At 48.0% G+C, this 23238-nt stretch carries 18 protein-coding genes; 6 read left to right on the top strand and 12 right to left on the bottom strand.

Annotation, left to right across the window (positions count from 1 at the left end):
- Window positions 1–202 precede the first annotated feature (202 nt).
- A complete protein-coding gene (locus B5M13_RS05555) occupies window positions 203–1021 on the bottom strand; it encodes an alpha/beta hydrolase (protein ID WP_080054737.1) in 819 nt (272 codons plus the stop codon).
- A 376-nt stretch (window positions 1022–1397) separates the two neighbouring features.
- On the opposite strand from B5M13_RS05555, the gene B5M13_RS05560 reads away from it, so the two are divergent.
- Window positions 1398–2900: a Gfo/Idh/MocA family protein gene (locus B5M13_RS05560; RefSeq protein ID WP_080054738.1), complete on the top strand. Its 1503-nt coding sequence runs from the start codon at window positions 1398–1400 to the stop codon at window positions 2898–2900.
- Between the two features lie 89 nt (window positions 2901–2989).
- Here the strand turns inward: B5M13_RS05560 and B5M13_RS05565 are convergent, their stop codons facing one another.
- A complete protein-coding gene (locus B5M13_RS05565) occupies window positions 2990–3394 on the bottom strand; it encodes a hypothetical protein (RefSeq protein WP_080054739.1) in 405 nt (134 codons plus the stop codon).
- 612 nt (window positions 3395–4006) lie between these two features.
- On the opposite strand from B5M13_RS05565, the gene B5M13_RS05570 reads away from it, so the two are divergent.
- Together B5M13_RS05570 and B5M13_RS05575 are read left to right on the top strand one after the other, a co-directional pair.
- Complete coding sequence (locus B5M13_RS05570) at window positions 4007–7237, top strand: SusC/RagA family TonB-linked outer membrane protein (RefSeq protein WP_080054740.1); 3231 nt, start codon at window positions 4007–4009, stop codon at window positions 7235–7237.
- Between the two features lie 110 nt (window positions 7238–7347).
- Window positions 7348–8916: a RagB/SusD family nutrient uptake outer membrane protein gene (locus B5M13_RS05575; protein WP_080054741.1), complete on the top strand. Its 1569-nt coding sequence runs from the start codon at window positions 7348–7350 to the stop codon at window positions 8914–8916.
- A gap of 119 nt (window positions 8917–9035) precedes the next feature.
- On the opposite strand, the gene B5M13_RS05580 is transcribed toward B5M13_RS05575, so the two are convergent.
- Entirely contained in the window at window positions 9036–9884 is an 849-nt protein-coding gene (locus B5M13_RS05580; RefSeq protein ID WP_080054742.1) for an AraC family transcriptional regulator, read from the bottom strand.
- Between the two features lie 137 nt (window positions 9885–10021).
- Between B5M13_RS05580 and msrA the strand changes: the two genes are divergently transcribed.
- The 3 genes from msrA to B5M13_RS05595 all read left to right on the top strand — a co-directional run bounded on the left by msrA (window position 10022) and on the right by B5M13_RS05595 (window position 12761).
- Window positions 10022–10681, top strand: a complete 660-nt coding sequence (gene msrA / locus B5M13_RS05585; RefSeq protein WP_080054743.1) for a peptide-methionine (S)-S-oxide reductase MsrA — start codon at window positions 10022–10024, stop codon at window positions 10679–10681.
- A gap of 85 nt (window positions 10682–10766) precedes the next feature.
- Window positions 10767–11975 carry an MFS transporter gene (locus B5M13_RS05590; protein ID WP_080054744.1) on the top strand — a complete coding sequence of 403 codons (1209 nt, stop codon included), beginning with the start codon at window positions 10767–10769 and terminating at the stop codon, window positions 11973–11975.
- A 171-nt stretch (window positions 11976–12146) separates the two neighbouring features.
- The gene (locus B5M13_RS05595; RefSeq protein ID WP_170061089.1) at window positions 12147–12761 is read left to right on the top strand and encodes a Uma2 family endonuclease; all 615 of its coding nucleotides are present in this window, start codon (window positions 12147–12149) and stop codon (window positions 12759–12761) included.
- A 26-nt stretch (window positions 12762–12787) separates the two neighbouring features.
- On the opposite strand, the gene B5M13_RS05600 is transcribed toward B5M13_RS05595, so the two are convergent.
- The 9 genes from B5M13_RS05600 to B5M13_RS05635 form a co-directional block, all read right to left on the bottom strand.
- Window positions 12788–13591: a ThuA domain-containing protein gene (locus B5M13_RS05600; RefSeq protein WP_080054745.1), complete on the bottom strand. Its 804-nt coding sequence runs from the start codon at window positions 13589–13591 to the stop codon at window positions 12788–12790.
- Between the two features lie 93 nt (window positions 13592–13684).
- On the bottom strand, window positions 13685–13822 hold the full coding sequence (locus tag B5M13_RS33295) for a hypothetical protein (protein ID WP_155297190.1): 138 nt from the start codon (window positions 13820–13822) through the stop codon (window positions 13685–13687).
- Window positions 13823–13826: 4 nt separating this feature from the next.
- Window positions 13827–14963, bottom strand: a complete 1137-nt coding sequence (locus tag B5M13_RS05605) for an MBOAT family O-acyltransferase (protein WP_080054746.1) — start codon at window positions 14961–14963, stop codon at window positions 13827–13829.
- Window positions 14960–15940, bottom strand: a complete 981-nt coding sequence (locus tag B5M13_RS05610; protein ID WP_080054747.1) for a hypothetical protein — start codon at window positions 15938–15940, stop codon at window positions 14960–14962. Before B5M13_RS05610 ends, B5M13_RS05605 begins: the two co-directional genes overlap by 4 nt.
- A complete protein-coding gene (locus B5M13_RS05615) occupies window positions 15900–17753 on the bottom strand; it encodes a class I adenylate-forming enzyme family protein (protein WP_080054748.1) in 1854 nt (617 codons plus the stop codon). Before B5M13_RS05615 ends, B5M13_RS05610 begins: the two co-directional genes overlap by 41 nt.
- Window positions 17750–20425: a class I adenylate-forming enzyme family protein gene (locus tag B5M13_RS05620; protein ID WP_080054749.1), complete on the bottom strand. Its 2676-nt coding sequence runs from the start codon at window positions 20423–20425 to the stop codon at window positions 17750–17752. The genes B5M13_RS05615 and B5M13_RS05620 overlap by 4 nt, the downstream gene beginning before the upstream one ends.
- Window positions 20426–20436: 11 nt before the next feature.
- Window positions 20437–21411, bottom strand: coding sequence for a gliding motility-associated C-terminal domain-containing protein (locus tag B5M13_RS34610; RefSeq protein ID WP_394334312.1), 975 nt, complete (start codon window positions 21409–21411; stop codon window positions 20437–20439).
- A gap of 663 nt (window positions 21412–22074) precedes the next feature.
- Window positions 22075–22629 carry a YdeI/OmpD-associated family protein gene (locus B5M13_RS05630; RefSeq protein WP_080054751.1) on the bottom strand — a complete coding sequence of 185 codons (555 nt, stop codon included), beginning with the start codon at window positions 22627–22629 and terminating at the stop codon, window positions 22075–22077.
- Window positions 22626–23180, bottom strand: a complete 555-nt coding sequence (locus B5M13_RS05635) for a pyridoxamine 5'-phosphate oxidase family protein (RefSeq protein WP_080054752.1) — start codon at window positions 23178–23180, stop codon at window positions 22626–22628. The genes B5M13_RS05630 and B5M13_RS05635 overlap by 4 nt, the downstream gene beginning before the upstream one ends.
- Window positions 23181–23238 lie beyond the last annotated feature (58 nt).

Below are 23238 nucleotides of genomic sequence, written 5' to 3' on the forward strand. Positions count from 1 at the left end.
TACTGCTTTGTACTTTTAAGTAAGGTGCGACGATGGGTGGAAAGCCAGTTGGTTTATTTTAAACGTGCTTCTAAAGTCTTTCGGTAGAGTAAAGAAACAGTTATTTCATTACGAAAACCATCCAGCCAAAGGTAATTTACTACTTAAGAGATTGTCTAAAATTCTTAACATAAGTGGGAATAACAAAAGTTGTTAAGGATGCCTAATCAAGGTTTATAAAAAGACGTTTCAGGAGCTGCTGGCTCTGAGGATGCATTAGAATTGTTTCATGAGTAGCCCCGGCTAAGGCAACAAACTGGTCTTTGGTATGTAAGTACGATTTGAGCTTGTACGCGGTGCTGTGGACATTATCCGTACTGATAATTACCACTGGACGCGGGGCTTTTTGGACATCCTCTTCAGTATGAAAAGTAAATCCATTCACCGATGGCAATGGACAATAAACCAGATCTGTAAACCGATCACTAAAATCCCCACCAGCCGAAGCAGGGTCTATGAGTATGGTGAACTTAGGTCGGTTTGAAGCCGCCAAGTGCGCAGCCACCCGGCCTCCTAAGGAATAGCCGCAAATCACAATCTTGTCTGGTGGGTAACGATGGGATAAGGAATCATAAACCGTTTGGGCATCACTGTAGAAATTTTTTAAACTGATGGCTCCTTTACTTTTACCATGCTGTCGATAGTCGGTAATCAATACATCATAATTGAATTGAAGAAAGGTTGGTGCTATGGCTCCCCAGTTGGCTAAAGTACCTCCGTTGCCTTTCCAGAAGCAGACCACCCCTTTAGCATGAGGAGCCTTAAACAGTAGAGCATTTAACGAACCTGCTTGCGGAGTTTGAATGGTTAGTTCTTCTAAGGAGTGAGAATATGTGTAGCGAAATGTATCTGGCAATGACGTTGATCGATACCGATTAATCTGCTCATCTTTTCCGACGTAGAGGAATAGATAAACCCCTACGTAAAGCAGAAGGATGATGAGCCCTATCCAGGCTCTCTTAACCCATTTTTTTGTAACCATCGACTCATAAATTTAAAGGAACCAAAGCTAATTGGTTGATGGGTAAATCCTTTCTTAAATAGTGTTAAACGTAGCGGTTTGGAATTGTGCATTAGTTATAAGTCTTCAAATAGGCTATATGCACCGTTAAGTAGTATATATAATATGCTTCTGTTGGTAGGCGTAATCCATTTGATCATGCATGAAGATGAGCCCTAATAAGAATCTGGTTGGCATAGGGGTAAAAAAGCTTAAGCTACTTCTTTACGTATAGAATATGACATTAGTAAACCTAGTTTATGAATGTGGTTTTGGTTATCGGGGCGTTACGTTGAGCCAATCGTTTTAGCCTGATAACCAGTACTCAATAGTTACTGAATCTGTTTATATCTGTTTTATGAATCTATCAGACAACTCAACGCCCAGCCAGAATAGCGCGGGCGCAACAACCCGACGACAGTTTTTACAGGCTGGCGCTTTGGCTACGGCGGGATTTTTTATTGTTCCGCGCCATGTTCTGGGTGGCAAAGGCTTTATTGCCCCCAGCGATAAACTCAACATTGCCGGTGTCGGCTTTGGTGGTAAAGGGTTTAGCGATACCAATAATGCCTATAACAACGGAGCCAACAACATCGTGGCACTGTGCGATGTAGACTGGGGACTGCCCCGCGTGAAGGAGAACTTTACCAAGCATCCGAATGCAAAACGGTATAAGGACTTCCGGGAGATGTTGGATAAAGAAGGAAAAACTATTGATGCCGTAACCGTATCAACGGCCGACCATACCCACGCTGTTGTCGCAATGGCAGCCATGATGCGGGGCAAACACGTGTATGTGCAGAAGCCACTGACACACAATATTTACGAAGCCCGGATGCTCACCGAAGCCGCTCGTAAATACAAAGTTGTGACTCAAATGGGGAACCAGGGTTCATCGAATCCGCAGCAGAAGCAAATGGTCGAGTGGTTTGATAAAGGACTCCTGGGTACAGTGCATACTGTGAACCTATGGACCAATCGCCCCGTTTGGCCACAAGGTATTCCTGTGCCAGCAGCGGTGGATCAGGTACCCGTTGATCTGGATTGGGATCTGTGGCTGGGGCCAGCTCAAAAAGTGGGCTATACACCCGCTTATCACCCGTTCAAATGGCGTGGTTGGTGGAACTTCGGGGCTGGTGCTCTGGGTGACATTGGTTGTCATATCATGGATACACCATTCCGCGTACTTGGTCTAGGCTATCCAACAGAAGTTGAAACCAGCATTGGGCAGGTATTTATTAAAGACTGGACGCCCGAATACATTCCTGAAGGTTGCCCACCATCGTCGCACGTGGAGCTGAAATTCCCGGCAACGGCTAAAAATAAATCGGTGGTAAAAATGATCTGGGAAGATGGTGGAATTCGCCCTTTCCGCCCGGATATGCTGCCAGAAGGAGAACCAATGCCTGAGAATGGTGAAAATGGTGTTCTTATCCACGGTGATAAAGGCTTGTTGGTCTGCGGTATGTATGGCGAAGATCCAAAGCTTTATACTAAAGATGGCAAGAAAATAGTAGGTGATCCCAAGCCAAAACCTGCCGATGGCTCCAAACCCTTACCCGAAAATGGGCACCAGGTATTATGGACCGAAGCCTGTAAGGCGGGTTTCAATAGCAAAGAGCATAAAGCGCTTACATCGTCATTTGACTTTGCAGGTCCTCTAACCGAATCAGTGCTAATGGGTAACTTAGCGATACGTAGCTATACTGTTCGCACGCCCAAAGCCGATGGAAGAGGCTTTAATTATCCTGGTCGTAAACGATTGACCTGGGATGGTAAAAACATGAAGATCACCAATTTCGATGAAGCCAACCAGTTTGTGAAGCGTGAATACCGTGAAGGCTGGTCGTTGAACGCGTAATTAGAAAAGTAATGGGAGCGAGGAGTGAGTAATAGGAGTTGCAGACGCATCTTTTCTCCTATTACTCATTCCTCGCTCCCATTACGTCTTTAAACACTTCGCTTAACTAAACTCATTGCCATTGTTCGTAGTCGGTTATGGGCGATATACGCCCAGATAATGAGCATATACATCGAAAAGTCCTGATACGAAACGGGTAAGGCTATGCTGTTGAAATAGTAGCGAGTTGAGGTAAACGTAAGGGTAGGCGTGAAGCCAATCAGATTTTCATAACCCAGAATGAGCGTTAAACCCAGCACATAGAATAAATAATCGGGCTTACGAATAGCCCAGAGAACACCTGCTAGTATTGTGGCACTAAACCCAGCATAATGTTTCCAGGTCAATACTAAATCGGTTGTTGTAGCAATATAGACTGAGTAAATCTGTACAGCCAGTAAGACCAGAACAATAAGTCCATAGCCGTAGAACTCTTTGAGTTGGGAGCGTTGCATTAGCTAAGTATGTTACGGTAAAACAGAACGGAATATGATATAATTGATAAATATACGGAAATGCTACTTTATATATAGATTAAAGGTTTGTTTTTAGTGAAGGCCTGTAGAAATAAAGTGATTAGTCCTCCAAAATACCTATCGATTATAATGGACCATACCTGTATAATGCATACCTCAATCTATAAAGAGCGCTTGAATCAACACCATTTAGGTATAGACTGATTTACTTCAAATAAATAGTATTTGTTAAGTATTTTAACTTATTGTTACTCTTTGTAAATTAAGTTGATTAATTTGTAATATTGACTTAATTCAACTCTAGTTGGCCACAGGTCTGCCAAGAAAAGTACTTATAAAGAGTTTGCAAATTTTGCATAGGTTGATGACCGTATCAGCCTATTTATTGCGTTTAACCTGGCTTTGCTGCAAAACTTGCTTGTCTGTATGTTACTGTAGCCCCTGTTTTAATTGATTTTAAAGGGTTTTTTAATTTTTTTATAATCTGGGCGAGTAGTTCTCTGCTTCAAGGTAGTTTTACCATGAGATTCTTAGGAATGTATTCATTCTATTTATTTAAACCTAAGCTTTTCACGTTTAACTCAACTACCTATGGTGAACCACCTACCTCCCCAACGGTTGTTTGGCAGGCTTGTCCGATTATCTGTCACGCAGCTTTTATTGGTTACCTGTTGCCTAAGCATAAGTTATGCTAAGGAAAATCCTCATCTAAGCCTGCCCGGTGATCGATTAGCCAATCTGGCGGATCGTACCATTAATGGGCGGGTTACTGATGAAAAAAGTGAAGCGCTGCCTGGCGTAACTGTCCTGCTGAAAGGTACGCAGCGTGGTACTGTGACTGATGCCGATGGACGCTATCGGATTGAAGTGCCGGATGGAAGCGCTACGCTTGTATTCTCGTTTGTTGGCTATGTTTCTCAGGAAGTAAATGTCGGTAGTCAGGCAGCGGTCAACGTTAGTCTGAAGGCTGATAATAAAACACTGGATGAGATTGTAGTCATCGGTTATGGTACAACCCGTAAATCGGACTTGACCGGTGCTGTATCGGGTGTTAAAGAAGCCGAGTTGGCAGAACGCCCTGCGCCTTCGCTCAACCAGCAATTGTCAGGTCGTTTGCCGGGTGTACAGGTAAACACCAACTCGGGCCGTCCGGGTGGACGGACGACCGTTCGAATTCGTGGCTTTAGTTCGATCAACTCCTCCAACAACCCACTGTACGTAGTTGACGGCGTAATGCTTCCACAAGGTACCGGCGACCAGTTCAGTAACCCAATTGACTATATCAACCCGAACGATATCGTCAATGTTGAAGTACTGAAAGATGCGTCGTCAACAGCTATTTACGGAGCTCGTGGTGCAAACGGCGTTATCCTGATCAGCACCAAAAAAGGAAAAGCCGGAGAAAGCCGGGTTACGTATGATTCTCAGTTTAGCGTAAACACCATTGGTCCTAACAAACCTCAGGTGCTGAACGCTAAAGAATACTTAGCCGTAGAAGATCTGGCTTATGCCAATATGGCGAAGTATGATCCCGTTGGTTGGGCTGCTGGAAAATGGACGTATCTGAACCCGGTTCAGCGCCGTAGAGACTTCAGTGCAGCGCACCCTGGTGTATTTGATGCCAACCTGAATCCATTGTACGATACCGACTGGTTCAAGGAGTCGTCGCAGAGTGTACTTTCGCAAAACCACCAGTTAGGTTTCAGTGGTGGTAACGAGCGGACCCAATACTCGCTCTCGCTCAACTATCGTGACGATCAGGGTCTTATCAAAACGTCGTACATGAAGCGTTATTCTGGCCGTTTCTCTATTGACGATCAGGTAAAAAGTTGGCTTAAAATCGGCGGTACGCTGAATTATAACAACCAGTCCGAAAACCTGGTCGATATTAATGATGCGGTAGCTCGTCAAATTGTGGAAGACTTCCCATTCCTGCCCGTTCGCTATCCGGATACAGGCGTTCTGGCTGAAAACCGCGATTACCCCTACGCAGAAGGAACGATGAGTTCGGTACACCGCCTGCTCGACAGAAAGTATATTCAGAATACGCAAACCGTCTTAGGTAGCCTGTTTACGAATATCACTTTTGGGAAAGGCCTGGAAATGCGTACGGTGTTGGGTACTAATATCCAAACGCAGGAAATCAACCAGTCGCAGACCCGTACGCTGAACATTGGTGGTAACGGTAACGCATCCGCCAACAACAACCGTACCTCGTTCTGGTCGTTGGAAAACTACCTAACGTATAACAAGCAGTTTGGTCAGGATCATTCGTTTACGGGCTTGTTGGGTATTTCGTGGCAGGAGACCAACACGTTTGGGATTGGTGCCAGCGTGAGCGGATTTGCTACCGACTACTTTGGCTTCAACAACCTAGGGGCTGGTGCTACGAACCCTTCCGTTTCATCAGGAGCATCGCGGTTTGCCTTTAACTCGTACTTCGGTCGGGTCAACTACGGCTATAAAAACAAGTACCTGTTTACAGCTACGGGTCGAGCCGATGGTTCGTCTAAATTCGGGGAAAATAACAAGTTCGCTTTCTTCCCATCGGCAGCTTTAGCCTGGCGTGTGTCGGAGGAAGACTTCCTGAAAGGCAATTCAATTGTCTCCAACCTGAAAGTGCGTACCAGCTATGGTTTGACCGGTAACTCGGAAATCCCGCCGTATCAATCGCTTTCGACATTAAACTCGAACTATGCGGCTGTCTACGGCAATACAAAGGTGGGTGGAACAGGTATCAACCGATTGGCTAACCCGGATCTGAAATGGGAAAAAACGGCTCAGACGGATGTGGGTGTAGAAATTGGGCTGTTCAAAGGACGGGTAAATGTTGAGATGGATTACTACTACCGTCTGACAACCGACATGCTGCTTGATGCGCCTGTGCCTCAGACGAGTGGTTATGCAACCATCCGGCGTAACGTAGGCTCGATGGAGAATAAAGGTTTTGAATTCAGCGTCAATACAGTGAACGTCAATAAGGGTAATTTCACCTGGAATACCACGTTCAACATTTCGTTGAACCGCAACAAGGTACTGTCGCTGGCTACTCCATCGGATATTTTCGGGGTAGGTGGCCCTAACTTCACCAACCAGACCAACATCATTCGGATTGGTGAGCCAGTTGGTGCATTCTGGGGATTAACCCGCGTGGGTGTGTGGAGCGAAGCAGAACGGGATCAGGCGGCTCAGTTTACCAGCTATCGGAACGGGTTGACCATGTTGCCAGGTGACATCAAGTACCTGGATGTGAACGGAGACAAAGCCATTACCGATGCTGACCGTAGCATTATTGGTAACGGTAGTCCAAAAGGCTGGGGCGCTCTGACCAACAACTTCCGTCTTGGTAATTTCGATGCTACGCTTGAGTTGCAGTTCATGTATGGTAACGATGTCATGCTCATGAACCTGCACCCCAGCGAAGACCGGCAAGCATTGGCCAACAGCTACAAATCGGTACTGAACGCCTGGACTCCACAGAATCAGAACACCATGATTGCTGAAATCCGGGATACACGGGCAGGCTATGTAACCAACGTTGATAGCCACTGGATTAAGAACGGTTCATTCCTGCGTGGTAAAAACCTGCTGGTTGGCTATACCTTCCCATCAGCGATTACCAACAAGATTAAAGTGAATCGACTCCGTCTGTATGCTTCGGCGCAAAACTTCTTCCTGTTGCTAGAAGACCCAATTGTTGGAGATCCAGAAGTAACGCCTACAAACCAGGGGACTGGCAGCAGTGCCTTCTCGCAAGGTCAAATTTGGCATAACTATCCAAAACCAACCACATACCTGTTAGGTCTACAGATTGGTTTGTAATTGAGATGGTCATTTGTAGTCATTGCTTCACGTCAATTATAGTCAAACACGTAAATGGCGTGAAGCCAATGATCTAAAACTTTTCAAATTCATTGATACCTCAGTAAGTTATGAGACATACACTCGTAAAAAATATAAGTAAAGTTCTGTTAGGCGGTATTGTATTGATGGGGCCCGTCGGTTGCACGGATTTCCTGAAAGAACAGGCCCCTTCGAACCTCACCCCCGATAGTTTTTACACGATTCCTGACCATGCCGAAGCGGCCATTGCATCCGTATACGACAACCTCCGGTTTATGGGTGGTGGTGCTGGTATCTTCTCCAGCAACTGGCAGTTACTGGAAGCCCTTACCGGTACATCGACTACCGAAACGGCCCAAAACTCTGACCTGAACAACCTCTATGGATTGGTACACGATGGCAATACAGGGCACGTCGTTAACTATTGGAACGGTCTGTATAAGGTGATTGCGCAGGCGAATCAGGTTCTCGATAAGGTGCCTGGTATCACACCTATGGATGCCGCCCAGAAAGCCAGAATTCTTGGTGAGGCTCGGTTCCTGCGGGCTTCTGCCTACTTTACGACCGTTCAGCTTTGGGGCGATATTCCACTGATTACCAAGCCCCAGACAGCCGCTTCTGCCGACTTCCTGCCAACGCGGTCAAAGGTAGAGGATGTGTATAAACTGATCGTTGAAGATCTGATTGCTGCTGAAGCGGCTGGGTTACCATGGATGGATGTAACGAACGGCCGGGTCAATCAGGCCGCTATCAAAACGCAATTGTCGAAGGTATATCTGACCATGGCGGGCTTCCCACTTAATAAAGGGGCAGCTTACTATAAACTGGCTGCCGACAAAGCTTTTGAGGTGATTACGTACGCCAACGCTAACCCTACCACGATCAACCTGTTTACGAACTACAACGACGTGCACACTGAATCGAAGAAGAATCAGCTTGAGCACTTGTTCATGATTCAATACAATACGGTGGTGGCCGGTAACCCAATGGATAACTTCTATCCGAACTTTAAGCCGGTAACCTACAACGGTCCTGGCGGAACGGGTAGCTCAGTACCAACGGCGTCTTTCTACAACTCCTACGAAAAAGGGGATCTGCGGGCTAAAGATCAGGATGGTTATTTCTACACGACCTACTATACCAACGGCAACGGGGCTCCGTTTAGCCTGGGTGCTCCTTACGTGTTTAAGCACTTCAACCGTACCGCCAACGGTACCGCTGGTGTAGCCGGAACTCGGCAAAATAACCTGAACGTACCGCAGATTCGCTACGCAGAAACGCTGTTGCTGTATGCTGAAGCGCAAAATGAAGTAGGTGGACCTACGCAAGCTGCTTACGATGCCTTCAAACGGATTCGCGATCGGGCGCAACTGACCACGCCTGCCTTGGGTACATACACACAGGCTACCTTCCGGGAAGCTGTTTGGCGCGAACGGTGGCATGAACTGGCTTACGAACAAATCACCTGGTTCGATATGGTTCGGCTACGGAAAGTGTATAATGAGAAGACGAATGGTTTCGATAGCTTCGTTGGGCACATTAACCTAAGCTCGAATCAGCCCTTACAGGAAAAGCATTTGCTGCTTCCGTTACCTAAACAGGAAATGCTAAATAACCCGAATCTGCGTCCACAAAACCCAGGTTACCCAGGAGTTTAATAACACATTGTTGCCTTTCAGTGTGCTAACTACCAGATAGGCAAACCGAATTTGCATAGGTTTTAAAATGAGTTAGCAGAGTACAAACTCCCCGGCTAAGACTAGCCGGGGAGTTTTGTTTATCCTGCAAATGCTTTCCGGTAGGCATTTGGTGTCTGGCCAGTTACAGCGCGAAACGTCTTGTTGAAGTGGGAGAGGTTGTTGAAGCCTACGGCAAAGCCAACATCGGCAATAGTGCGGGCGGAGTGCAACAGCCGCCGTGCCTGGTTTACCCGGTATTCGTTTACAAAATCGGTAAAGGTCAGATGAGTCATTCGCTTGAAATAGCGGCTAAACGCAGGGATGGTCAGGTTAGCGAGGTCGGCCACCGTATGAATATCAATCGGCTGGGCGTAGTGCTGTTCTACGTATTGACAGATTCGGTTGATGCGTTCCTGCTCTTTTGGATTTAGATCGAAACGAACACCATTGGCATGTAGAGACTCTACATCCGTTGTGTCGGCTAGGTATTGCAGAATCCGCAGGAGCAGCAAAAAACGATCAAAGGGTGGTAGGTGAGGGAGGTCTTTTAGCCAGGGACCAAGCTGCTGTTTGGTTTCTGGGCCAAATGTAAGCCCCAGATGGGCGCGTTCGAACAGTCGTTTAACTGTAGCGAGTTCGGGCTTTTGTAGAAACGCTTCGCCCATAAAATCCTCGCGTAACTGCACCACAATTTCTTCATACAGCCCTTCTTTGCCGTAGCTGAAGTTTAGGTGTGGTAAATCAGGGCCAATGAATACCAGCTCGCCCGACTCATAGCAAGATACATTCGTCCCAATCCGACGCTGGCCATTCCCGAATGGAATATAGACAATCTCGTACTCAGGATGGTAATGCCAGTAGACGCGGCAGGTTTCCGGCTCAGTACTGTGGATAACCCGGAATGAGCTACCCACTTCGGGTTCAATTTTTTCAAACTGAAGTTTCATGGGCGCTGGGGGTTGGGGTAAGGCCTGAGGGGAAAAGCAGAAATCTCCCTCTGCCCTTACCTCTGTGCCTACTACTAATGAAACCGGAGACTGATTTTAAACGTTTATACATCAATATACTACTATCAGAAAATCCTATGAAATCAATAGTTGTCTATGCGTTATGCTTGTTGCTGGCAGGCTGCGCATTGAGTCAGTCGAAAGATTATACTCCTGCTAAACTTCCTGCTCTGAAACCAGGTGAAGCTGTCGCAAATTTTGCCGGTGGCTGCTTCTGGGCTATGGAAGAAGGTATGAACCAGCTTAAAGGCGTTCGGGAAGTCATCTCGGGTTATGCCGGTGGCTCCGTCAAAAATCCAACCTACGAGCAGGTTTGTTCTGACCAGACGGGCCATGCCGAGACGGTACAGGTATATTATGACCCTAAAGTTATCAGTTATGCTCAATTGCTCGATGCCTTTTTTGCGGGTCATGATCCTACAACGCTCAATCGACAGGGTCCCGATGTGGGACGGGATTATCGGTCAATTGCTTTCTACCGGACACCCGAGGAAAAAGCCGAAATTCTGGCGGCTATTAAACGGACCAACGAATCAAAACATTACCCAAATCCGGTAGTAACCGAGGTCGTGCCGTTTACGGTATTCTATCCTGCTGAAACCTATCACCAGAACTATTTTGCCCTGCATCCCGACCAGCCGTACATCCGGGCTGTTTCACTACCGAAGGTCGAAAAATTACGCAAAGCCATGACTGGTCACCTTAAAAATAATACGTCGTTGACAATGATCGACTAGGTGTTGGCAATAAAATGGTAATACAGCATTAATTACGGATAATGGATCGTTAAAATAGCCGGTTCGAACCGGCTATTTTTGTGTTATGAATACACCTGTTACTGTTAATCGACTTCAACGTAATCTTTTCGTTCAAAACCTGCAAACCTTCTTCCTGAATCGGCAGGCGCTGATTGTGGGATTGGTGTTTGCATCGGATAGTCTACTGTTTGGTAGCTGGGTAGCCCATATTCCACACGTTAAAGAAAGGCTACACCTTTCTGATGCCGAACTCGGGCTGACGCTTTTTGCCATGCCTATTGGGCTCATTATGATGAATCCGTTAACGGGGCTCATCATAGCCCGGCTGGGTGAAGCTAAGGCTTGCTTCTGGTCGGCAATAGGATTAACACTGGCCGTTTGTATACCCATCAACGCACCTAACATGGGTATTATGGCGCTGGGCTTATTTTTTCTGGGCTTAACCAGTGCCTTGCTCAATGTGGCCATGAATACATCGGCTACGAATGTGGAGCGTTCGCAGGGCATTTCAATCATGTCGTCGTGTCATGGCATGTGGAGTCTGGGCGGTTTGCTGGGGTCTGGCATAGCCGGTACCGTAATTGCCCTTCATGTATCGCCTTCAATGCACATGGCCATCATGGCGGGAATTATTTTAGTTGCTACGTTTTTGTTTCAACCGATACTACACACCATTCCGTCGAGTAGCCGGAACGAATCGGGTGAGAAAACCGGAGCTTCGTTTGTGATGCCTAATCTGGATTTGCTGCTGATGATTTTTATCGGTCTGGCAGTAGCCATGGGCGAAGGAGTTGCTCTGGACTGGAGCGCGGTCTATCTGCACGAAACCCTGGGAGCCAGTAGTCAGATTGCTGCGTTAGGATTCGGCGCTTTTTCGCTCACCATGACTAGTTTTCGGTTTCTGGGGGATGGTATTATTCCCCGTATTGGCGCCAAACGCTGGCTTCAGGTAGGTGGTTTTCTGGGAGCACTTGGGTTAGTAATTGCTATTGCTTTTCCCTATCCGGCAACGGCCTTAGTTGGTTTTGCCTTGCTGGGCGTTGGCTGTTCATTAGGCGCTCCGATACTCTACAGTGCTTCGATGCGGGTGCCGGGTATTCCGCCAGCGGCTGGTTTGGCTACTTTTGCCACCTTTAGTTTCATTGGTTTCCTGGCTGGGCCTCCCGTTATTGGCTTCGTGGCCGAATCGTTTGGTTTGTATTATGGGTTGGGTTTAGTGGCCGTTATTCTACTCATTTCGGCGGGGCTTTCGCGCATTGTGAAATTGTTCTGAGAATGCCTGAGTAAAAACGCGAACCCGTATAGATTATAAGCTTCTCGTTTATTGAAATAGGTCTGAGTACTACCCCATCAAGGGTTCACTATAGCAGGAAACCGTTCGATACGTATGCGATTTAATGCACAAATTGCGTAGTATTGTTATCCAGACTAACCAATAGAAGTTATGACTATTGCCGTTAATACCACTCCCCAAAAGCGAAGAAAGTCAGGTGTGCCCGCTTACCTGATCTACGAAACGCTCAATGGACGTCCGCTCTATCGACGCGGTTACCGGGATGTGTTGTCTGGTAAGAAAAAACCCGCCGAAATTATTGGAAGCAGCTCGTTACAGGCCATGTTGGTTTCACTGATACATGGATTCTTATTCATGCATATTGACCGTAAGCGGTATTTGCTAGCGACCAACGAATCGGGTATTCACCTCGACAAAGGCAATAACCTCTCCAATGACATTGCTATTTTCGACAAAGCGATAGGGTTGGTATTGACTGATAAATACTTTAGCGTACCGCCAAAAGTGGCTATTGAAATAGACGTTCGTATCGAACCCGAAGAGTTTGAAGGAAAAGAATCGGGCTATGTGTACGCGAAAACTGAACGACTGCTGGACTTTGGTGTCGAAACGGTGATCTGGATTATAACCTATCCCCAAAAGATTTTCGTAGCTACCCGTACATCGCCCTGGCTGACGCAAAACTGGGATGCCACCGTACCCGTTCTGGATGACGTTACACTCAATCTGGCTGCCCTGCTAACTGAAGAAGATATTAAGTTTTAAGGGATTATCACAGGCATAACTTCACGCTAGGGCTTCTCTTGGCTGGCTCCCCAGAAGATAGCGTTGCGGAGAAGTTTAACGAATGCATCGTTTTTGAACAGGTCGGGGTGATGGCCCATAAAGATATAGATATTCCGGGCCTTCATGCGCTCGTTCGACCAGATAACCGGATGATCACCCCCCATTTTGATAGTCGAATCGGGTGTATAGGTAGATTCATCCACAGTGGCCAGCACCTTTACGTTAGGTCTTGGATTTTTGTTGTAGGTATACCACTCTTCTTTCTCGATCTCAAACGTGGCGGGTAACCCCTTCATGCAGGGGTGATTATTCGCTTCGACATGGACGGTGGCTCTGGCAAAACCCGGAATATAATTCTTGTAGCGAATGCCGCCCATAAATTCGGAAAACCAGGGCCACATGGCGTATCCGTCGAATTCGCCCAGGAGAGACGCGTGATGAAGGCCAACCCAACCTCCTCCTTTGCCTTCGGTAATGTATTTCTGAAAAGACTCTTTAGCCGTATCGGTCCACATATAGGGTGGATAATTCAACTGAAGAAAAAGCTGGTACTTTGCTAGAAATGCGTCGTTAATAGGTTGGGTATTTTCGATGTAATCAATTGTAAAATTACCTTCCTGGGCTAGCTGAGCGAGCCACTTTTTGGCTTCGGCTACAAACGGAGCATGAACACCCCCGTCTTTTTCGGCAATGGCTACTACCCGAAAGCGAGGTTTTTCATGCTGGCCAGCTACGGAGGAATTAAACCCGATCAGTAAGCTAAAGAAGCAGATGAAAAAGAAGGGCTGACGTAGCTTACAACTAAGCATGAGTGCCTTATAGGTTTTCTACTAGGTTGGGTATTCGCCTTCAAAAGCTATCCAAAACCATAAACTACCGTTGTGAATAGTATTCTTTGATGCTTACCAGTTGGCATAGCGGAACTGGCCTGAGGGCAGAAAATAATAGTAGAAGATCAGAAACAGCAGCAGCAGATACCATAAGGCCGTTAGAATTCCGGCTGCCTTTAGGCCCATATATTTTTGTAAAAACTGGTACATAGCATCAGAGGGCGAATAGTTGGGTTAATGTTTGTCCAACAGCCTGCCAGTTATTTTTCTGAATCACTATACAGGTCAGGCAGAAATAATGGAATGTCAGCAGAACACCTAGCCAATGAACAACGTTCGAACGCCAGACTGGTAGGCTGGTTTCGCCTGAGGGGCGTTTAAAACGATGCCAGGCCAGAACGCCCAGACCCTGCAAGGCACCCCATACCAGATACTGACTAGACCATTCGTGCCATAAACCCAGTACGAGCATAGCGCCCAAGGTGGCCAGCACAGGCTGTCGGGTCAGGCTAAGCAAAGGGGTAAATACATAGTCCCGACACCAGCTTGATAAGGAAATATGATATCGCTTCCAGAACTCATTCAGATTAGAAGCCAGAAATGGCGCCTGAAAATTTTCGGGCACCCGAATCCCAATCAAGAGCGAGAGGCCGATCGCTACATCCGAAAAACCCGCAAACTGAATATAGGCATTTGTGGCGAACCGTATAATGGAAAGATACGTAGCCACCGATGGATGATGGGGTTGTAGATTATGGATGAAATGGGCCAGCTTATCGGTTAACAACATATTCCCGATGAGCACAATTTTGGCGTACCCATATAGAATCCGCTCTAGGCCCGTCGAAAATAAGGCCGAGTCCCAACGTCGGCGACGGCTGTCCCGATAAAAATCGGGGAACCGATTGATGGGCCCAATTAGAAGTGTAGGTAGAAAAAATAGGTAAGTCAAATAATCAATGAAGGTATGAACGGGTAGCGTTTGTTTGTAACGTTCAATGGCATAATGGATCTGCCTAAAGGTATAATAAGACAAGCCCAGTGGAACCCCAACCGAGGTTTGCCACCCCTGGTGCATCGGCCATTCGGATTTGAATACCATCCAGACGATTACCGACTGACCAGTGGATAAGACAACACGCCAGGCAGGCGTCAGACCTTTAATTCGAAATAAGCCATAGCTCAAACTGGCAGTAAAGAGCAAACTAAGCGCCGATAGGGGAGACACCGCCAGCATGAACCCGGCTGTAAGTACTGATACGGCCGGAAGCTGCCACCGATTAGGCAGTAGCCAGGCCATTGGGGCCAGGCCCACTGCACAAAAAGCCATAATCCAGGTAAGTTCAGTCATCGTCGAGGAAGTGCGGCTGTCTGGCAGATTTTATCGGCTAGCCAGGCCGAATAAATGGGATTGCCAATGTGATTCAGATGGGCTTGATCGACAAAATAGTGAAACGGCATGGACCGATTAAATTGCCAGTGATCCAATTGGTATTGCTGATGATAATAGCTAATCAAGTCGAGTAGTTGCGGGGTCCTATTTTTGCTATAGATAGCTGCTTCTAAAACCGCCGGTCGTGGCAGATGCAATAAAACAAGGTGGGTGCCTCGTCGGTGAAGCCGCTGGAGAGAGTTATATAGAGCAGGTAGTTCGGTTCGTGTGCGTACTTCTCTTTTTTTGATTTCAGCAAGTATAGTCGTCAGATCGGTCGTATCGATCTGATTAAGCACCTGTTGCTCGTGTGGGAAGCCTTGAAATAATCCTCGCTTAGGATCAGTTGCTCGCCAGCCAAACCGAATTTTAACAGCTTTTACCTGTAGTGCCAAATGCCGACTAACGGCCCCAACTAAGTCTTCTGATAGACTAGGGTTGAGGGAATAAGGCAAACGGAATACCAATAGGTTTTCCTCAAGACATAGCATGTCAGGTGGGTAGCGTTCCAGGATTTTAAAGATCGGGGCCTCTTCAGTGAAGGCGTTGATAGTTACTGATTCTCGGTACAGTTTTATAACCCGTATTCGTTTGCCACAACGATTCTCGAAAAATCCTGTATCTGCCACACCATACTCTACCAGTGACGTGCCCAGAACAACTACACGAGTGACGGAATCCGAACGCATAGCCCATTCCCGGCGTAGTAATGTTTCAGCGTCCGTCGCAAACTGCTGACTCAATTGGTTCTCCGATCGAACAGCCATAAGATACAACAAACCAAAGCCGATCAGGACGCCAGCTCCGGTAAGGCTCCAAACCCACAAAGGTGGCGCTACCACAGGCGATTGACGATTAGCGGGAGCTGTTTTTTTGACGGGCAATGGATTCGGCATTTTGTAGACTGTTCATTACCATAATTTCAGCTGTGTCGAACGCTAAACCCAGTGCTTTTTCGAGCCGGATTACAAAATCGAGATGGGCCATTGAGTCCCAACCCGCAATGGTTCGGGATGTATCGGTTGGCTTTAGCGATGCTAGTGGTACTTTAAAAGCCTGTGAAGCGGCTTCCATCACCAGTTTAGTGTAATCAAGTGTCGTGGAAGCGGCCTGATTATCGAGCTGGCGAACTCGATCGCGCATTACGTTGAGCTGAACTTTGCCCGATAGACCTTTCGGCAGATCATCGAAGAAAAAAATAGCGCTAGGAATCTTTCGTTCTTCCAGGTGTTCCCGACAAAAGGCAGTTAAGCCCAATTCGCTGAGGGCACTATCTGGTTTAAGGACTACGCAGCTAATCAGGCGTTCCCCAAAAACATCATCTGAAATGCCAAAGCTCACGCTTTCCACTACGTCGGGATGGGTATTAAGAATTTCGGTCACTTCTTCAGGATGAATGTTGACGCCCCCCGACACGATAATATTTTTTAATCGGCCCGTAATTCGATAGAATCCGCCGGTAGTACGAATGGCTATATCGCCTGTATGTAGCCAGCCTTGTTGCAATACGGCTGCTGTGGCGGCTTCGTTGTTCTGGTAGCCTTTCATGACATTGCTACCCCGAAGAAGTAACTCGCCAGCTTCGCCATCAGGCACTTCCTGACCGTTCTCATCAACAATACGGGCGTCCATATCGACGGGTTTGCCCACTGTGCCAATCTGATAACTGTCGTCGGATGGACCGCTGAATAACCCTCCGGCTACGGTCTCGGTCAGGCCATACACATTAACGATCCGAACACCATACCGCTCGGAGAACGCCCGCCAAAGGGATTCTTCCAGATGTGAGGAGACTGAGATAACAAACTGGAAGTCGCTGGTCTGGAAACTATCCTCATAGCCATCAGCAAACCGTTGGATCAGGGCCAGCATCGTCGGAACGGCTATAAAGTGGGTAATCCGGTACTTATAAATGGAATCGAGCAACTCACCAATCCGGTTGATTTCGAAGGCGAATGGACGAACGCATACCGATGCCGTATAGGCCGCCAGAATCGGCCCCTGGATAATGCCGTCGGCATGGTAGAGCAGCAAATTGTTTAACAACCGTGATTCGCCCGTCAGACCATACACTTGGCTGAGCGTTTGCAAATGACTAAACAAACTGCGATGCGTAATTTGTACACCTTTCATATCGGAGGTTGTGCCCGACGTAAACAGAATATACGCTACCGTGTCTGGATCAATCTGAGTGGGTAATGTACCGGCAGGAAGCGATTGGAGCAACGCCGGGTAGGTGTTCGTATTGGTAGCTGGTGATGACTTTCCCAATAGTTTCCGAAAAAGCTGGCCTTTTTGTGGCTGTTCCGGTTTCACCGATAGGGCCATGGAATAGGCGTTTGCTCCGGGGATCTGTTCAAAAAAAGCGGCATCGGCAATCACACCTTTAGGCTGTGCCATCTGGAGTATCGATTCCGTACGACTGATTTTGGTATCTGGATCAAGCAAAATAGCAGTTAACCCGTTGGCCAGGAGTGCTAGAAAGGTCAGGATGGTTTCCTGTTCATCGGCAATCGACACAACGATTCGATCGCCCTCAACCAGTCCATATTGCCCAAATAAAGTAGCTGTTTTTCGGATACGTTCGCTCAATTGGCCATAGGTTATCCGTTGACTGGTTGTTTCGACAAATGAAACTGTTGAGTAGGAAGGGGCGGTTAATCGGGTGAACAAGGTTACTGCATCAGTGTAAGAGGGAGGTATGGTCATTCTAGGTTGAGTAAGGTAAGTAAATTTTGTTTGGCAACTTTTCCGCCAGCCGTTCGGGGCAGTGTGTCCAGAATTTTGAAAATCGTTGGTAATTTACGAGATCCGACCCGTTCTCGCAGAAAGTCCGATACATCGGCAATCAGGTTGTCGTCGGCTGACCAGGTCGGTTTGATCGTTAAAAAAGCCGCCATGGATTCGGTATCGTACCGCACATACGAGCATACCGTCGCATCGCTAATCGCTGGATGGGTGAGTAATTGAGCTTCAACCTCCGACAGATATATGATTTCGCTGTGGGCATTTTTGATGCGGTCACTCCGTCGGCCGCACAAGGTGAGGCTACCAGTCGGATTGGCAACGGCCAGATCGCCTGTATAAAGCCATCCATCCCTAGTTGGCGATTCTGTATTAACACCGATGTAGCGGCCAGCCATGTTGTTTTCGCTGTAAACGCGTAGCTCTCCAACCTGCCCAGCAGGGACAGGCCGATGCTGCTCATCAACGATTTGCACCAGACAGCCAACTGGCCAGCCAATGGTATCCTGATTTAGTTGGGCCTGGCCCGGTCGTTCAGCCAGACAGATACCAGCCGTTTCGGTTAAGCCGTAGTAGTTAAGGATAGGCAGATGAAAAGTCTGGTGAAAGGCCTGACGTAAATCTATTGACAGGGGGCTTCCTGTGCTCATCACGAGCCGAAGAGCGCGTAAATTCGTTACTACTCGCTCGTTATACTGCAACCATTGCCGTAACAAGGATGGATTGGTAGCCAGTAAGGTGGCCTGCCCTGCTGCAATGGCTTCCGCTAAACCGACTCCCGATTGCCGTTGTGCAGCCGTTGGGATAACTACAGCGGCTCCGATTTCGGCGGGAGCACTGGTGGCATGCCGAAGGCCGCTCATGGCATCGAGATTGCCCGTGGCCAAAAATCGATCTGATTTATCCCAATGAAAGGTCTCGGTTATGAGTCGACCACTCCGGTAAAGTTGCCCATGTGTCAGCGGAACGCCCTTGGGCTGACCCGTTGAGCCTGACGTAAACAGAATGGCTGCAACCGTCTCCGGAGTGCAGGTGACAGGTTCCGCTTCGGCGCTTTCCTGAGCGATCCAGTCGGCAAACCATTGGCCAGCTGAGAGTGGTTCGTTAACCGAATCGGTGTCCAGCCAAATAACCGGTTGCTCACTGCCTTCAAAAAATGGTGTGTCGGCCGTGGTGATCACGAGCGAAGGCTTAACCAAATCGATAATGGCAGTTAAGGCCTTATCGGTAACTTCCTGACCAACCGGAACGATGATCAAACCCAATTTCCAGCAGGCCCAGCTTAGCAGTACACTCTCGATATGTAGCGGTGCTACAACTAGTACACGGTCGCCGGGTTTAAGTCCATCACTTTGGAGTTGATTTTGTATCTGGGTGATTAGTTGATCGGCTTCAGTATAACTAAACGCACTATCGTCGTCCAGATTAACCAAAGCAGGTCGATTACCGTGTAACCTGACCGCCCGTTGCCAGAGTCTGGAGAGAGTTTGTTCGGGATAAGGTAGTTCATACGTCTGAAAACTGAGGTAATGTTGTAGTCGCGCGCCTGATCCGCTAACGGGGGCCAGCAGAATCAGATCGCGTTGCGCCAATTCCTCAACATATGGGCGTAGTTGATCAACGGGCTCACCCAGCCGATCCGCCATAGCCGCAACGGTCAATTGGCGGGATGCCCAATACAACAGTTGTAAGGCCCGTTCAGAAAGGACATAACTATCTGATGCCCGAATCAAGTCATGATAGACCGGGTGGCGTTCCAGCAGGTGACCGACAATACCGGAGAGGTGCTCGGGCCGACATTGAACAAGCCCCGATGTATAATCCAGGCAAACCATAGGATTCACCAAAATCCGACCGTTAGCCCAATCTGGTTCTTCGTGAAATCGAAAAGGGGTCAGGGAGCTACCACTCCAAGCTTTTGGCAAAATAGCTATCAGAGCATTATAGTCTGTTGTAGCAGGCGTACTTTGTAAGGGTAGGTAAGTACCGGCTGAAGCTAGCCGATTGAACGTAAACAGGTCGGGCTCCGAAAAAATGAACGTTTGACGGTTGCCAATCTGGTTGACTTGCGCAATCTGCTCTTCATAGGTGTGCCCCGTCCGTAAATGGCCACCCCGTTTAAAATACGGTATAGGTTCCGCATTGGCTAAATGGACATGCGGGAAAATCATAGCGCCATCAGCCTGTAGGATACGCGTTAATTCACCGAGAAAGCCTGACAACTCATGCCGATGCAACACATCCATACCCACAACCAGGGCAACGCTATCGTTGGGTAATGGAATAGGAGTATGTAAATTGTGGAAGAGAACCTCTACGTTAGCGGGAGCTTCTGGCCCTGAAAACCAGAAGGCGTAGCCTTTATAGCCCAACACGTCGCGGTCGCCTTCCCAGATAGTCAGGATTTTCTGTGCTGGAAACAAGCCCGCCAACAGGGAGGTAAACCACCCCGAGCGGTCCCAAAGATTCAGAATGACATCGCCGGGTTTTATTCGCTCCTTCAATAAATGAATGAACGGATAAAAGGCTTTTGTGGCTTCATTGAACGGCTGAAACGCACTGTAGGCATCCACTAAAGGACGACGGCTTTTACGGCGAATAAACTCTTCGTAGAGGTGTAGATTTTCTGTAACCATGCACTGACGGCTCACCGAATCAGACTCAGAGGGCCATGATCCTGCAAATATTTAACTTTTTGTTTACTTTTCAATTGGTAGGTAATATGCCAGGCATAAACTCCAATTTCACAGATTTCGCCCCGATAGTATCCATCCCATTGAAAGGGAGCTTTATCCGTTTTAAAAATGACTTCGCCCCAGCGGTTATAAACTGCCAATGAGGTAATAGTAATATCTCCGCAGCCGTATGCCAGAAACACATCGTTCTGCCCATCACCGTTAGGAGAGAAGCTATTAGGAGCGTACAGCACACAGTCGCAGGCCCCGTAATCAATCTCAATGGAGTCGGTCACGGTAGCACAGTCGTTTTTCACGCGTCCCCAATACACACCTGAGGCCGACACGGTACGGTTGTTGGTCGCAAAGCCGTCGAGCCAGCTGAAGGTTCCTTCTGTTACGGTGGGCTTGATCGTGAAGGTCTGAGCGCCACAAAGTTCCGTATCAGGGCCTAAGTCGAGGGTGGGTGGGCGTATAAATCGAACGCGAATGGTGTCTGTGGCTACGCATTGAGCCTTTTCGACCCGAATGGTGTAGGCACCCTGTTGTTTGACCGTAAACGTCGTTTGGGTTGAACCGTCCTGCCACCGATACGTCGAGGCCGAATCGTAAGGTACTTTCAGGCTCAGAGTTTGTGCGATACAGAGCGTTGTATCGTTGCCCAGGTCGAAATCAAGCGCGTAATTGATGGTGATGGAGTCCTGTAGGGTTCGGCAGGCTGTAACGGCTGTAACCGCGTATTTGCCTGGCTTGGTAACCAGAAAGGTTGGTTTCGTGCTGCCATCCTGCCAGCGATAGTCGATAGCGCCCGGTGTAGTCGCGTCGAGTTGGTACGTATCTTTCCGGCTACACAGGGTACTGTCCCGCCCCAGATCGAGCTTGATTTGCACCAGCGATACATCATCGACAAACAGGTAATAATAGCCCAGAAAACCCGGTAGGGTCACAAAGCTGCCAATGGTCAGGTATCGTTCGCCCCCGTCCGCATTGATCACACCTGAAACGCGCTGCCATTGCAGATTTCCCATGCTATTTCTGGGGATATGATCGAGCACTTGTGGCCGTGCTTTTAGCATGCCTGTTGTGGTTCCGCTGATGGGCTGACTTGATACATACGCACCAACCGTTTCGGGAATGACCTTGCCGGGGGTATTGGTCGCGATGTACATCTCGAAATAGTAGCATTGATTGGCTGTGAGGGGTTCGGTCAGTTCAATGCCCAGATATTCGGCCCAATCGACGTCGAAGAATAAATGCGCTACCCCATTACCCGAATGCGGGGGCAGTATCAACTGGCCAAAGTCGAAACAGTGATGGTAAAAATCGGGGGTGGCTTTGTTCGGATTGTACCAGGGAACGGCCTCCTCCAGTTGGTTGTCGTGGTGGGGGCAGTCCCGGAAGGTTTCAAAGCTGCCATTTCGAACCAGATTCTGGCCAATAGCTATACCAGGCAAGTAAAAAACAAGCCAGATAAAGGTTCGGAATGATCCTTTTAGCATAGCTTTTACAACACGCTGATCAGGTTAGGAAAACGGGTATCGAATATACGGTTTTTTCGGCCAATACGATTCAGCGCCGGAAAAGGTTGCCTGATAGTAAGCTCCTCATGCTCAAACTCGTTTTCCTTCGGCGCTATAGGCAATGAGTTTGTCGAGTCGACTTTGGCGGGTGGCGGGTTGTTTGGCCGACATAACCCAGTTTATCATCACTTTGCGATACCAGGGCGCCTGTTTTTCAAAAAAGTCCCACGCCTTTTCCTGTGCCCTGAAGGCCTGCTCGAACTCCGCCGACAAATTGACCTCAGCTTGCTCGTAGGCATATACTTTCGACTTATGTTCCTGGCGTTTCTCGTAGGCCGCCAGCCCGGCCGGTTGCATAAATCCCTGGCGCGTTAACTCCTCAACTTTCTGAATATTGACCGCACTCCAGATACTGTTCGATTTTCGGGGAGTGAACCGGATGGTATAGCTGTTTTCGTCGTACGATTTGCGGACGCCATCAATCCAACCAAAACAAAGTGCCTGATCGACCGACTCCGACCAAGTCATGCTGGGTTTGCCCGAACTGACTTTATGAAAGCCAACCAGTAACTCCTTCTGCTTATCGTGGTTATTGGCCAGCCATTCCCGGAATTCGTCCTGAGTGGCGAAAAAGGTAGGGATCATTGCGCTAATCCGAGTGTAGTGGGCAGACCGTCGAGGCTAACCAGATTCTTTTCCTGCATATAATCGACAAGACCATCCTTGCCTTTTTTCTCGGCCCAGTCGAAGTGAATGTCGCGTTCGCCCGCATAATTGAATAGGGGCACCCCAAATCCACAGGAGGTTTGTACCAGATGAATATCGGCTACGATGAGCTGGCGCGTGCTGGGGTAGATGGTAAAGTGGGGAGCATATTCGGCCCATTCCGGTGTGTCGGGTAGAACGGTAGTGCCTTTGCCATACAGGCGAAGAATGTTGGGTGCTCCTTCAAATGAACAGAACATCATGGTAATCCGGCCGTTTTCGAGCGTATGCGCTGACGTTTCGTTGCCGCTACTAATCAGGTCCATATAAGCCACTTTGCTTTCCGACAACACCCGAAAACAGTCGAGTCCTTTAGGCGACAGGTTGACGTGCCCATCGGCACTGAGCGGGGCCGTAGCAACGAAAAAAATATGTTGCTCCTCAATGAATTTCTTGTGAGCAGGCTTAATGAAATCGTGAAATTTACCCATATCTATATGCGGTAACGCGGCTGGAAAGCCGCGATTAGGAATTATGAATAGCGGCTTT

It is taken from the genome of Spirosoma aerolatum (assembly GCF_002056795.1).
Taxonomy (GTDB): domain Bacteria; phylum Bacteroidota; class Bacteroidia; order Cytophagales; family Spirosomataceae; genus Spirosoma; species Spirosoma aerolatum.

Excerpts from the sequence above, each read along its gene's own strand:
- B5M13_RS05615 (WP_080054748.1), bottom strand. The coding sequence starts at position 17,753 with ATGACCATACCTCCCTCTTACACTGATGCAGTAACCTTGTTCACCCGA.
- B5M13_RS05565 (WP_080054739.1), bottom strand. The coding sequence starts at position 3,394 with ATGCAACGCTCCCAACTCAAAGAGTTCTACGGCTATGGACTTATTGTT.
- B5M13_RS05595 (WP_170061089.1), top strand. The coding sequence starts at position 12,147 with ATGACTATTGCCGTTAATACCACTCCCCAAAAGCGAAGAAAGTCAGGT.
- B5M13_RS05580 (WP_080054742.1), bottom strand. The coding sequence starts at position 9,884 with ATGAAACTTCAGTTTGAAAAAATTGAACCCGAAGTGGGTAGCTCATTC.
- B5M13_RS05600 (WP_080054745.1), bottom strand. The coding sequence starts at position 13,591 with ATGCTTAGTTGTAAGCTACGTCAGCCCTTCTTTTTCATCTGCTTCTTT.
- B5M13_RS05555 (WP_080054737.1), bottom strand. The coding sequence starts at position 1,021 with ATGGTTACAAAAAAATGGGTTAAGAGAGCCTGGATAGGGCTCATCATC.
- B5M13_RS05635 (WP_080054752.1), bottom strand. The coding sequence starts at position 23,180 with ATGGGTAAATTTCACGATTTCATTAAGCCTGCTCACAAGAAATTCATT.
- B5M13_RS05570 (WP_080054740.1), top strand. The coding sequence starts at position 4,007 with ATGGTGAACCACCTACCTCCCCAACGGTTGTTTGGCAGGCTTGTCCGA.
- B5M13_RS05630 (WP_080054751.1), bottom strand. The coding sequence starts at position 22,629 with ATGATCCCTACCTTTTTCGCCACTCAGGACGAATTCCGGGAATGGCTG.
- B5M13_RS05590 (WP_080054744.1), top strand. The coding sequence starts at position 10,767 with ATGAATACACCTGTTACTGTTAATCGACTTCAACGTAATCTTTTCGTT.
- B5M13_RS05575 (WP_080054741.1), top strand. The coding sequence starts at position 7,348 with ATGAGACATACACTCGTAAAAAATATAAGTAAAGTTCTGTTAGGCGGT.
- msrA (WP_080054743.1), top strand. The coding sequence starts at position 10,022 with ATGAAATCAATAGTTGTCTATGCGTTATGCTTGTTGCTGGCAGGCTGC.
- B5M13_RS33295 (WP_155297190.1), bottom strand. The coding sequence starts at position 13,822 with ATGTACCAGTTTTTACAAAAATATATGGGCCTAAAGGCAGCCGGAATT.
- B5M13_RS05610 (WP_080054747.1), bottom strand. The coding sequence starts at position 15,940 with ATGCCGAATCCATTGCCCGTCAAAAAAACAGCTCCCGCTAATCGTCAA.
- B5M13_RS05620 (WP_080054749.1), bottom strand. The coding sequence starts at position 20,425 with ATGGTTACAGAAAATCTACACCTCTACGAAGAGTTTATTCGCCGTAAA.
- B5M13_RS05560 (WP_080054738.1), top strand. The coding sequence starts at position 1,398 with ATGAATCTATCAGACAACTCAACGCCCAGCCAGAATAGCGCGGGCGCA.
- B5M13_RS05605 (WP_080054746.1), bottom strand. The coding sequence starts at position 14,963 with ATGACTGAACTTACCTGGATTATGGCTTTTTGTGCAGTGGGCCTGGCC.